The sequence below is a fragment of the Nocardia nova NBRC 15556 genome, from assembly GCF_001613005.1.
In the GTDB taxonomy this organism is placed as follows: domain Bacteria; phylum Actinomycetota; class Actinomycetes; order Mycobacteriales; family Mycobacteriaceae; genus Nocardia; species Nocardia nova.
Map to the genome: position 1 here is coordinate 1 of NZ_BDBN01000145.1, position 12,844 is coordinate 12,844.

Sequence of the window (12,844 nt, forward strand, 5' to 3'; positions counted from 1 at the left end):
GCCTCTCGGCGCAGCTGCAGTCGATCGAGTCCGCGGTGGTGCGCCAGACCAATCTCACGCTGTACGAGTACGGAATGCGGATCTCGCGCATGGGCAATTTCGACATCACCCTGGCACCGGAGGACGCCGAGCGGCTCAAACGACTCGCCAAGGATGTCACCTACATCCGGCTCGCCGGCGACTTCCAGCGTTACGCCGCCGGGGAAATGGCCCTGGGCGCGGGACAGGGAATGGCGCACGGACACGGCGGCGGAGAAGGTGGATTCCTCGGTGCCGCACTGGGTCTCAACGCCATTGCCGGCATGGGTCAGCAGTCGACGGTGCCGTGGGCCGCGCAGCAATCCCCGCCACCCCCGCCGCCGCCGTTCGGTCAGCCCGCGGGCCGACCGGCCCTGCAACCGCCACCCACACCGGAGCCGACGACCTCGGGCTCGCTGCCGCCGACAACTCCCGCCGGGGCCGACGACTCCGCGACGACCGGCTCCCCCGCCGCATCCTCGAGCGCGGAATCGCCTTCGTCCGCGGCGTCACGGCTCGAGAGTGACGAGGCCACCGCCTCGGAGCAGGTGACCTGCGCGGCCTGCGATACCGACAACCCCCGCACCGCGCGGTTCTGCATGCACTGCGGGACCCGGCTGGCCGCTCCCCCGCGGCACTGCGCCGAATGCGGTGCGGACCTCCCGCCCGCGGCCCGGTTCTGCGGCGCCTGCGGCACCCCCGCCGGCCCGTGAGCCGCCGCGGCTGCTCGCTGGGACGGGGATTCGCGGACGCCGCCGCCCACTCGTGAAACCGAGTGGGCGGCGGCGGGTTCCGGAGTGGGTTCGGGTGTGCCGGTCCCAGGCGGCGCACCCGAACCCACCGGCAGGTCAGCTGGGCACCGTCGCCGTCGTTTCGGCGCTGCCGACCATGCTGCGGACCTGGCGTGCGGCTACCGACAGGGTCGCCAGGTCGTGGGCGTCGGAGGTGAAGATCTCCCCGAGTGCCGCGCGAGCGCGGCTGAGACGGGAGCGGTTGGTCGATTCCCAGTAGGCGATCTTCTCCTCGGGGGTGTCGACCGGTTCCGTGGTGGTCAGCACGTCGGCGGTGAGCGAGCGCAGCGAATCGTAGAGATCCTCGCGAACGGCCAAGCGCGCCAGGGTCTGCCACCGATCGCCGCGATCCAGTCCGGCCACCGCGGACAGCAGGCGCTGGATGTCGAAGTGGGCGTCCAGCGCGTAGTAGAGGGCGGCCACCTCGTCGGCATCGCGTTCACAGATATCGGCGATGTCGAGCACGTCCAGCAGCGGGAACCGATGGATCAGCAGGAACACCTCCTCTGCCAGTTCCCGCGGCGCGCCGTGACCGATCGGTCCGCCGGAGCGCGACATCAGATCGTCGGCGAGCGCGCCGGGCCGCCAGGCCGGCACCCGGGCCGCCAGCGCCCGCACCCCGTCGCGGTAACGCGCGATGCCGGCACCGACCGCGATCGGCTGCGGCCGATTGGTCAGCAGCCAGCGCGCCGCCCGGTCCAGGGTGCGTTTGGTCTCCATCTCCAGTTCGTTGCGCGCCGCGGCCGGCATCGGCGTGGTGCGGATGCGCTCCCACAGCGATCGCAGATCGAAGATCTCCACGGCCGCGGTGAAGGCGCGCACCGCATCGTCGGTGGTGGCGCCGGCCTCCTCGGCGAGCCGGAAGGCGTAGGTGATGCCGCCGTAGTCGACCATATCGTTGACCACCATGGTGGCCAGGATCTCCCGGCGCAGCGGATGCCGGCCGATCGCGGCGCCGAAGCGCTCCCGCAGCGGTGTCGGGAAGTACCCCGGCAGCAGCGCCTCGAACGCACTGCTGTCCAGCAGATCGCCACCGAGCAGATCCGACTTGAGCGAAAGCTTCACGTGCGCAAGCAGATTGGCGAGCTCGGGTGAGGTCAGCCCGGCACCGGCCGCGGCGCGCCGGTCCAGTTCGGCATCCGAGGGCAGTGCCTCGAGCTGCCGGTCCACACCGCGCCGGGTCTCCAGTTCCGCGATCAACCGCCGGTGCACCCCCACCATGGCGGCCGCATTCGAACGCGACAGACCCATCCGGAAGTTCTGGGAGATGTTGTCGCGCAACACCAGTGCCGAGACCTCGTCGGTCATCTCGGCCAGCAGGGCATTGCGGTCCGAGGCGGCCAGCTCGCCGGAGGAAATCGCCGCTCCCAGCAGGACTTTGATGTTGACCTCGTGGTCGGAGCAGTCCACGCCGGCGGAGTTGTCGAGCGCGTCGGTATTCATCCGGCCACCGAGTTTGCAGAACTCGATCCGGCCGAGTGCGGTGGCGCCCAGATTGCCGCCCTCGCCGATCACCTTGACGCGCAACAGATCCGCGTCGACCCGCACGGCGTCGTTGGATTTGTCACCCACGTCGGCGTGCGATTCGGTACTGGCCTTGATGTAGGTGCCGATACCGCCGTTCCACAGCAGATCGACCGGCGCCAGCAGGATCGCCCGGATCATTTCCGGCGGGGACAGCGTGCTCACGCCCGGATCCAGATCCAGCGCGGCGCGGATCTGCGGCGTGATCGCGATGGCCTTGGCGGAGCGATCGAAGACACCGCCGCCCTCGCTGATCAGCGAGGTGTCGTAATCCGCCCACGACGACCGCGCCAACCCGAACAACCGCTTCCGCTCCGCGAACGACACCCCCGCCACCGGATCCGGATCGATGAAAATATGCCGATGATCGAACGCCGCCACCAACCGAATATGCTCCGACAACAACATCCCGTTACCGAACACATCCCCCGACATATCCCCGACACCCACCACCGTGAACTCCTCACGCTGGGTATCGACATTCATCTCCGCGAAATGCCGCTTGACACTCTCCCACGCACCCTTCGCGGTAATCCCCATCGCCTTGTGGTCATACCCCGCCGAACCACCCGACGCGAACGCATCACCCAGCCAGAAATCGTATTGCTGCGCAACCTCGTTCGCGATGTCGGAGAATGTGGCGGTCCCCTTGTCGGCGGCCACCACCAGATAGGTGTCGTCACCGTCGCGGCGCACCACCCGCTGCGGCGGAATCACCTCACCACCGGCGTGGTCGACATTGTCGGTGAGATCCAGTAGGCCCGAGATGAAGGTGCGATAGCAGGCGATGCCCTCGGCCTGCATGGCCTGGCGGTCGGCCGCCGCATCACCGGTCGCGGCCGGCGGGCGTTTCACCACGAATCCGCCCTTGGCGCCGACCGGCACGATCACCGCGTTCTTCACCGCCTGCGCCTTCACCAGACCCAGAATCTCGGTCCGGAAATCCTCCAGGCGATCCGACCACCGCAAACCACCACGCGCCACCGCGCCGAAACGCAGGTGCACGCCCTCGACCCGCGGCGAGTACACGAAGATCTCGAACTGCGGCCGCGGCCGCGGCAATTCCGCGATGGCGTGCGGATCGAACTTGAACGACAGATGTCCGGGCGGATTTCCGTCGTCGTCGCGACGGAAGTAGTTGGTGCGCAGGGTCGCCGTGATCAACCCGAGAATCGCCCGCAGGATCCGGTCGGTGTCGAGACTCACCACGGCATCGATCTCGTCCTGCAGCCGCGACGAGATACCCGCGGCCCGCGCGGTCGCTACCGGCCCGAGGTGCTCGGGATCGAAATAGGCGTCGAACAATTCGGTGAAGGCGCGCGCGGTGCTCGGCTGCGCCAGCAGCACACGGGTGATGTTGGCGAAGGTGTAGGCGAATCCCGCCTGCTGCAGATACTTCGCGTAGGCGCGCAGCATCGCGATCTGGCGCCAATGCAATCCGGCCCGCAGAACGAGTTCGTTGAGCCCGTCGACCTCGCAATCGCCGAACCACATCGCCGACACCGCCTCCGGCAGGCGTTTGCGGATACTGGTGTCCGGCAGCGATTCCAGCGCCACGGCACGGTCCAGATCGGCCTCCGGATCGCTCTCACCGGTGCCGCGCAACACGTTCGGCGCGACCCGCAGGCCGAAGTCGTAGATCCACCGGGTGCTGGCGCCGGGCAATTCGAGCCGGTAGGGCTTTTCCTCCACAACCTCGATGCCGAGGCTGTGCAGCAGCGGCAGCACCCGGCTCAGCGACACCTCGGTGCCGGCGACGTACAGGGTGAATCGCCACTCGCCCGACGGGGCGCCGGCCGTGCGGTAGAGATCGGTGTCGATCTGCCCGTCGGCCAGTCGCTGCAGCCGGCACAGATCGTCGAGCGCCCAGGCGGGTTCGTATTCCTGCTGATAGGTCGCCGGGAACGCGCTCGCGTAGTCCTGCACAACCGGCGCGGCGATCTCCGCGACGCCCGCGGCCTCGCTGACCAGCCGGTCGCTCCAGCTGCGGGTGGTCGCGAACAGCAGATCCTGAATGCGTTCGCGGTTCGATTCGGTGATGTCCGCCGGTTCGGCGTCGGCCCCGCGGTGCACCGTGAAATAGACGACGGCGAGCTCGGATTCGGTGACGCGCGCGGAGTAGGCGATCTGCTCGGCATCGAATTCTTGGCGCAGGATCTCGTGCATCCGCAACCGCACCTCGGTCGAGTAGCGGTCCCGCGGCAGGTACACCAGGCAGTACACGGCGTTGCTGCCCACATCGCGGCGCAGGAACAGCCGAATCTGGCGCCGCAGCCCCAAATTCATGACGGCCGAGACGGTTTCGAAGAGACGGCGCGCATCGGTGGAGAACAGTTCGACGCGCGGGAAGGTCTGCAACATCTCCAGCAGCGCCTGGCCGGAGAACGAATTCAGCGCCAGGCCCGCCCATTCGATGACCTGGTGGACACGGCGCGAGATCACCGGGATGTCGAGGATGTTCTCGTGGAAGCCGCTGACGGTGAAGGTGCCCACGAAAACGTGTTCGCCCACTACCTTTCCGGCGACGGACGGGGTGGTCTCGGCCGCGTAGTCGGCAACGCTGACCACGTACACATCCGGTGAGCCCGGCAGCAGCGAGTCCAGCGAGCCGTTGGACAGCCGCAGAATCTGCTCCGAACCGAGTGCGGGCGTGCCCACGTCCACACCGGAACCGTTGCGCAGCACACCGAGACCGGTGCCCGAAACCTGTTGCGGCTCAGGGCCGTCGGCACCGGGATGCACACGATAGTAGCCGTATCCCAGCAGAGTGAAATGCCCGGAGGTCAGCCAGCGCAACAGCTGTGCGCATTCGGCCGCCTCGGTGGCCGAGGGTTGCGGCACGGAATCCAGCCGCGCGGCCAGCGTTCCCATCGTGCGGGTCATCGCCTCGGTATCGTGGGCGACCTGGCGGATCTCGCCGAGCAGCGGTGGCAGCGCCCGCTCGATCCGGTCCAGCACCGCGTCGGAATCCCCGGCACCCAGCTGCACATGGATCCACGACTCGGCGACGACGTTTCCGCTGCCCTCCGACCGGCTCGCCGAATTCGCCTGCGCCACATCGAAACCCTCGCTGGGCGCGATCGCCCGCAACCGGCCGCGCCGGTCCCGCAGGACGTCGAAGACCGGATGCACCACCTCGGTCACGGTGGCCCCGCGGCGCTGCAGCGCCGCGGTGAGCGAATCCACCAGCAGCGGCATATCGTCGTTGACGATCTGCAGTGCCGGACCCAGACCGCTGCCGTCCTCGGCGCGATACAGCCTGGTCACCGCGGTCCCGGGCCGCCGCCCCGCGGCCAGCTCCAGATGATGCCGGAAGATCTGCTCGGCACGGTCGGTGATCGTCGGCGCCGCGGCTCCCGGCTGAATCCAGCGGAAGTACACCGCCTCCAGATCGGTCGGATCATCACGGAATCGCTTCCATGAAATCGTCTGCTGGGTTGTTGCCACCATCGACCCGTGCCTTCCCGAGATCGGAATCGGTACCGCAGTATTGCGGACTGTCTGAACGTGCCGTTAAACAACGGCACGTTATTTAGTGTAACAAGGATTGGGCGCCGTTACCCGGTTTCTCAGCGAACCAAACCGGATCGGAACAGAAATGTCTGCGCGCCTGCACGATTCGCGAAACTACCCGTCTCGAGATGCAAGCCCGAATGCCTGTCGGCATACCAGACGGTAACCGCGGGGCCGATCGCCACGAAGGCCGTACCGTCGGACACGATCGCCGCACCCGAGGTGCGCCAGCGCCCGATCGTGTCACCGATGCGATCCGGCGGATCGGTGCGCACGGTGAAGGTCAGCGCTCGCCCGCCCGTGATCCCGCCCGACAACAACGGATCGTCCGCGGAGACGACACAGGAATCACCCTGTCCGCCCGACGCCGGCTGACAGGTCGATACCGCGCGCATCAGTTCGGGCAGCGTATCGACCGGTGTCAGGTCGCCGATGGCGGGCGCGCCCGTCGAACAGGAGCGCAGGACCAGTACGGCCAGCAGCACCAGGGCGACCGCGCCACCCAACGCCGCCTTCCACTGCCAGGCCGGAAAGACCTTGGCTTCTTCCTTTTTCGCGTCCGTCGCGGCTTGTTCGCCGCCGGACGCCGCCTTCTCCAGACCACTGGCGAGCTTCTCGGCGCCGATGATCACCGGTGCGATACCCGCTGCGGTCCGGCCCAGTTCGCCCAGCACATCGCCCACCGCCTTCAGCGGCGCCCCGCAGTGTCCGCAGCGGGAGTCCGCACCGCTGTTGCGATGCGAGCAGTACTCACAGGTCTGATGCGTCGAATTCACTGGCCGGTGACGACAATCGAAGAGATGGCGGTGGTGTTGATCGAGGCGTCGCCCTTCGATTCCAGGATCGTCAGCGTGATCTTCGACGCGGTCACCGGTGGACTGATCTTGGTTACCACGAGGCTGCGCTGATCCATCGTCTGCTGGGTATAGGTGGTCACGCCCGGATCGTTGAACCGATAGGACACGCGGCTCACGGTCCGGAACTTGGCCCACTGGTCGGCGCCGTCGGAGCCGATGCTGTCCCAGCCGGGCACGATCCCGATGGAGTCGATCCGGTAGGTCTTGCCCAGATCGATGGTCAGGACCTGGCCGTCCACCCGATAGGCGCGCACACACGACCACGCCTTGTCCGCCTGACCCGAGAACGCGTCCATGCCGGGCGTACTGCCGGTGGGACAATGGGATTCGGCCGCCTTCACCTGGATCGCCGTGCCGGCGGTCAGCGATTCGGACGGTTTGGGGGCGGCGCTCGGCGGTGCCGCCGCGGCCGCCGTGACGACCTTGACCTGGTCCCCGCCGTCCTTCTTACCGCCGGTGGTGACCAGCGCCAGCACGACGATGATCGCCAGCACACCGGCCAGCGCGATCGCCACCTTCGGCTTGCGCACCATCGCGAGCAGCTGCTGCGCCGGCGCGGCGGCGCCCGCCGGGGCCGCCTTCTCCGCCTTTTCCGGCTGCGTCGGCTTCTCCGGTTCGCCCGCAACGGGTTTCGTTTCGGCCGTGCCCGTCCGATCGAGCCGGGCGCCGGCCCGATCGGCGAAATCGGAGGTGAATTCCAGGCCCGACGGTCCGTCCAGGGATTCGCCGTTCAGCAGCGCCATGATCCGGTCGCTGGCCTTGGGTCCGCTCGGCGGCCGGGCGGCGCCGTTGGCCGCAGGACGAGACGATCGGTCCGATCGGTCCGGGGCGGATTCCGCCGGCGGGACGGACACTCCGACCGACACCGGATCAGCGGCGCCGAGGCGGTCGGCGGCTGCGGAGGCGGTGGACAAACCCGGCTCCGACAGCAACGCGTCCAGGACCGCGCCTCGATGGCGCACGAAGACGTCTGCGGGGTCCTTGTCGGACATGTGTGCGATGGTATCGGGACCGGAATACAGTCCGCGCCAAGCCTATTCCCGCTGGAGAGAAGTTCGGTCCGGCGGAATCAGCGGCCGGATTCGGCCGCCACGAAATACTCCGGCGGCACATCGAAGACACGGGCCAGGGCGATGATCAGATCGAGCCGGGGAATCGCTTCGCCGTGCACCAGCCGGTACAGACCCGACTGCGACACCGGAACATCCGGATAGGCCAGCTCGAGATGCTGGGCCAGCGAATACAACGTCAGCGAACGGGTCGAGCCGTCCTCGGTGGATACCACCGATTCGGCGATCAGCTCCGACAATCTGGCCGAGAAGATCGCCGCCGCCGCTTGCCGCGGTGTCAGTTGCTCATCGGCGCCGGACTCACGACGCTCGGGATCGAGCACCCCGAACTCGCCTCCATTCTGGTGTCTGTTCTGTGGGTCTCGATCAGAAGATTGCCTGCCGTCCGCTGCGGAGTCCGCTACCACGTTGATCAACACTACCGTCTCACCTCGTCCGATTCGGCGCCGACCACATGAGCCGGACCTGCCGGCGGCATCGATCCGCCACCCGCCACCGTGATCGCCGGAGGTCCGGCTGCCGGTGGATTGCCCATGGAGTCCAGATATCTGGTTTCACCTCGCGGCTCGATCAGATCCACGCGCACCGTCCGCATCGGAATGCTGACGTCGATGGCGGTCTCGCTGACCTGGTCGATCGCCAGATCGGCAGACCGCCGACGGGGTGCGCCGGGTTCGCTGATGGTCACCGTCGTGTGCGCGGCGGAGGCGCGCGGAGGTATCTGGTCGAAGACCGCGATGGTCGCCTGTGCGGCCGCCGCCGGGGTCTGCTCGGCGTCGGAGGCGTCGGGCGCCAGCCGTAGCGAATCCGGATCGCCCACCGCTGTGACGAGCTGCTGCCAGCGCTGCGGCCGGGCCGAGTGCACTTCCACATCCGCGCCGACGACCATCGCTCGCAGCACGATCTGCTGGGCGACCGGAAGGTCGGCGTAGACATCGATCGTGCGGTGACGCGGGTTGTATCGCACCGGGTCGAACAGCGGCAACGCCAGCGTGTGCTTGGGCCTGCCGCTGATCGAACCGAGGATCTGACCGCTCGGGCCGATCGCGATGGTCAATGCGTCCAGTTGCTCGGGAGTCGCCGTGTCGCCTCCGGATTCGGTGCGTGGAATGCGATGGACCGAGGTCGATGTGGGCAGACTCGCGCGCAACGCGTCGGCCTGCCGCCCGCCCAGCGGTCGCAGATATCCCGGCGGGGCGACCGAGGATGCCGGGCCCACATAACGCACCAGGCCGCGAGCGCCCAGCGCGCCGCCTGCCAGGCTGACCACCACCGTGGTGCGCCCGCGGTGCCACGACCAGCAGTCGTCCAGGCCGGCGTCGCCGAGCCGGGTCCAGTCGATCAGGTAACTGGTGACACTACGTCCCGGCACCGAGGATTCGAGGTGATGCCACGTCTCCCGCAGATCGGTCAGTTCCACACCGGCATGTAGCAGGCGGATCGCATCACCCAGCGCTTCGGCGGGCAGCGCGTGCGCCGCCATCCCGCGTTCCCGCAGGCGACCGGCGATGCGATGGGCGGCCGAAGCCAGCGCCCGGGGAGCGGACTCCGCCACCGGCCCTCGCCGCACGAGGGCCTCGAGGTTGTGCTCCGGATCCAACCGCAGCACCAGCCAGGTCATGCGGTCGCCGACCACCGGGTGCGGGCCGATCAGCTGGTCGTAGAGCATGCTGTAGCTGCCGGCCGGCCGCACCCGCTGACCGGTCGTGACGATGTCGATCTCGATCCGGACCCCGAACTGGTCGAGCATCGGCAGCAGATCCTGCACCGGGACGGTGTCCTCGGTATAGAGCTCCCGCTCGGCGATGACGGTCGGCAGGTCCAGATTCGGCGCGAGCTGGACCATCGCCACATACGACGATCCGTCCTCCCGGACACCGCAGACGCCCGCAGCCACCTCGACGTCGCGTAATCGTGCCGGCCGATGGAGGAGATCCTGGCGGGCCTGCCGCCCGAAGCGGTAGTCACACCAGTCGAGCAGCCAGCGCACCGCGGTTCGCTCGCCGACACGCACCGTGAGGGTGATCGCCACGACCGTCGCCGCCGCCGGTGCGACCCACCACGGCACCCGGCCCCACAGGCCCGCCACGGCGACGCTTCCGACGATCACCACCGCCGCCAGCGGTCCGCGCTCGGGCGCGCCGGCTCCGATCCTGGGAAAACTCACCCACGCCTCCGGACGATGGAGTTGGCATAACCGGCCCCCACCCCGAGCAACAGCGCCACCGCCACGACGACGAGTGCCGTGATTCCGGGACGCCGGTCGGCCGGACGCCCGGGTGGCGGCACGATCAGGGCCGAGGTACGGAACAGCCCGCTCGGCGCCTGCGGCGGTTCGGAATAGCCGAGCGACGCGGCCGGATCGATCACCCCGGCACCGACGATGTTGTCGACCCCGCGGGCGGGCGCATGCGCGCCGGCCTGCAGTCGCGCGGCGATCTGGCCGGGCGTCTCGTTCGGGAACCGCGAGCGCAACAGCGCCGCCACCCCGCTGACGTAGGCCGCGGCGAAGGACGCGCCGCCCACCGGAACCATCTTGTCGCCGGCTCCGACGGCATTGATGAGCCCACCACCGCCGGGACCGAGCGATTCGATCCCGGTTCCGGGGGCGGCCACCGAAACCCAAGGGCCCCACAGTGATTCGGGCATCGGCGCGCCGGTGGCAGTGGTGAAGCCGACCGTCAGCACATCCGGCGCATACCATCCGGGCGTCGAAATCGTCTGAACGCCTTTCCAATTGCGCGAATCGGTCGGCCGGCTCGGATCGATATCGGGGTTCTGCTGACAACCGGCCTCGCCGGTGTTGCCCGCACCGGCGACGATGAGCGCACCGCGCACGTGCACCGCGTAGCCGACAGCGGCCGCGAGCATCGATTGATCGATACGCGCATTGGCTCCGAGGCAGACCGGCAGCGCCACGGTGATCACGCCGGCGCCCAGATTCGCGGCATGGGTGATCGCCCGGGCCAGGGTTCGGATCTGGCGGGCGGGTTCCTCATCAGAGTTGCCCGCGTCCGGACGTTCCAGGCTGAACGCACCGGACCGGTAGCGAATGGAGATCACGCGCGCGTCGGGCGCTACCCCGGCGAATCCATCGGCCTGATCCGGAGCCGCGGCGATGATCCCGGCGACGAGGGTGCCGTGCGCATCGCAATCCGAGAGCCCGTCGCCCCCGGCGGCGACATAGTCGCCGCCACCGACCAGATTCGGCAGCCGGGGATTCGGAGCGACCCCGGTGTCGATCACCGCGACGGTGACCCCGGTGCCACGACTGAGCGGCCGGACCCGCCGCAGATCCAGCGCGCGGTCGGACGGCGGGACCTGGGCCAGGTCACTGCCCGGCAGTACGCCCGCGGCCAGGCAGCCCTTGTCTTGTTTGGTCGGTTGTTCCGGTCCGGGGGGCCCGTCCGGCGGCGCGGCCCCGACGATCGCCTCGGGCGGATCCACCGCCGCGGCCGGGGCGATGACGGCCGCCGGCGCCACCGTCAGCGCCGCCACCAATCCGGCGAGCAGCATGCTCACCGGTCTGCGCATGATCATCAGATCGCTCGCATCGCCGTGTATATGCCCATGATCCAGAAGGCGATCACCGGAATCAGCAGGATGAGCGCGTACTCCACCAGGTCGATGACTCGTCGCGTCACCGGAGACAGGCGCCGGCCGGGCAGCCGCAAGGCGGCGACACAGGCCGCCACCGCGGCGACGACGAGCACCCCGACGACAGCCAGTCGCGCGTAGTCGGTGCCGTACGCGCCGACGGTGACCGCGGCGACCCCCACCGTCGCCACCGCCGAGGCCGCGCACAGCGAAACCGCCTGCACCCGATCCGGATACCAGCGCGCCCGCATGACGAGAATGCCCGCCACGGCGGCGCCCAGCACGATCTCCCGGATGCCACCGGGCGCCTGCTCGGCGGCCACGACCACACCTCCCGCAAGCAGCGCCGACACCGCCGCGATGAGACCGCGCAGGCTGGTCACGGCCAGTCGGGCGCGAGTTTCGATCCTGGTGTTCGGCCGCAGTTCCCGCTCCGGGTCGACGCTTTGATCGAGCTGATCGTCACGCACGGTTTCCGCGTCGAAGATGTCGGTGAGCGTGGCCGGCGCCACCTCGTTGCCGGGGTCCGGCAGATCCGGCGGCCGGATGCGCGCCGCGACCACTGCCAGTCGCGGTGCCGCGGTCAACAGCACCGCAGCGGCGAAGACGATTCCGCCCGCGACCTTTTCCAGAGATACATCGAAGTAGGTCGGGACCAGTGCCGCGAAGGCCAGGACCACTCCGAGGGTCGCGACCGCGGTCAGCGCCGAGGTGCCGGAGTCGCTCGCACGCAACATCGTGACCGCCGCGACCGCGGCGACCACCGCGCCGGCTGCGATATTGGCCGCGGCGAAGCCACCCGGCTGGCCGTAGGCCGGCGGCACGAGCATCGCGCCGCCCGCGAAAAGCAGTGGCAGTGCGGACAATTCCAATCCGAGGACGACGCCTGCGGGCGTCCTGCCTCGTCCCGCGACCACGGCGGCACCCCAGCAGGCGGCGCCCAGCAGCAGCGCGGGCAGACCGCACCACCACAGCGACCCGCTGCGAGTCCACGACCAGGACAACAGGACCGTCGCCACCACCGCGCCGACACCCAGCGCCGCGGAACCGACCGTGGCAACGGTTTCGGAATCGAACTCCGCGAATTCGCGCTCGTTGATCGCCGCGAGTGCGTCGGTGATGTCCTCGACGACCGGAGTGAACACCTCGGCCGACTCCACCACGGACAGCATCAGCACCGTGCCGTCGACCACGTCGTGGTCGGCCAGGCTGCGCCATCGCGGAATCGGCTGCTCACCCGGCCGGGCCAGGCTCCACTGGCCCGCGGGTGGCGTGAAATCCACCGTCTCGTCGTCGATCGCGCGGTCGAGCACCCCGAGCAGGTCGTCGATGAAGGTCTCCACGGCGAACTTCGTCGGAACGACCACATCGACCTGATAGGTCGCGACCAGGACCGCGATCCGTGCCCGCGCCACCTCGGCCTGTTGCGCCGCCGCCCGTGGGGCGGCGCCCGGCGCCGCGACGGCCGTGCTCA

General features: G+C 69.0%; 8 protein-coding genes. 1 reads left to right on the forward strand and 7 read right to left on the reverse strand.

Going from position 1 to position 12,844, the window contains the following annotated elements:
- A partial coding sequence (locus NN2_RS34410; protein WP_169812486.1) for a zinc ribbon domain-containing protein occupies positions 1-731 on the forward strand: 731 nt, incomplete at its 5' end.
- Positions 732-866: 135 nt separating this feature from the next.
- Here NN2_RS34410 and NN2_RS34415 read toward each other — a convergent pair.
- The 7 genes from NN2_RS34415 to eccD form a co-directional block, all read right to left on the reverse strand.
- A complete protein-coding gene (locus NN2_RS34415) occupies positions 867-5,783 on the reverse strand; it encodes an NAD-glutamate dehydrogenase (RefSeq protein WP_063019341.1) in 4,917 nt (1,638 codons plus the stop codon).
- 119 nt (positions 5,784-5,902) lie between these two features.
- On the reverse strand, positions 5,903-6,622 hold the full coding sequence (locus NN2_RS34420) for a hypothetical protein (RefSeq protein WP_030518522.1): 720 nt from the start codon (positions 6,620-6,622) through the stop codon (positions 5,903-5,905).
- Positions 6,619-7,695, reverse strand: a complete 1,077-nt coding sequence (locus tag NN2_RS34425) for a discoidin domain-containing protein (RefSeq protein WP_063019343.1) — start codon at positions 7,693-7,695, stop codon at positions 6,619-6,621. Before NN2_RS34425 ends, NN2_RS34420 begins: the two co-directional genes overlap by 4 nt.
- Before the next feature lie 77 nt (positions 7,696-7,772).
- Entirely contained in the window at positions 7,773-8,096 is a 324-nt protein-coding gene (locus tag NN2_RS34430; RefSeq protein WP_051757256.1) for a helix-turn-helix domain-containing protein, read from the reverse strand.
- 95 nt (positions 8,097-8,191) lie between these two features.
- The gene (gene eccE / locus NN2_RS34435) at positions 8,192-9,940 is read right to left on the reverse strand and encodes a type VII secretion protein EccE (protein ID WP_063910955.1); all 1,749 of its coding nucleotides are present in this window, start codon (positions 9,938-9,940) and stop codon (positions 8,192-8,194) included.
- Positions 9,937-11,313 carry a type VII secretion-associated serine protease mycosin gene (mycP, locus tag NN2_RS34440; protein ID WP_063019345.1) on the reverse strand — a complete coding sequence of 459 codons (1,377 nt, stop codon included), beginning with the start codon at positions 11,311-11,313 and terminating at the stop codon, positions 9,937-9,939. Before mycP ends, eccE begins: the two co-directional genes overlap by 4 nt.
- Positions 11,313-12,844 (reverse strand): type VII secretion integral membrane protein EccD (gene eccD / locus NN2_RS34445; RefSeq protein ID WP_063019347.1); only part of this gene is annotated, 1,532 nt, incomplete at its 5' end. The genes mycP and eccD, both read right to left, overlap by 1 nt.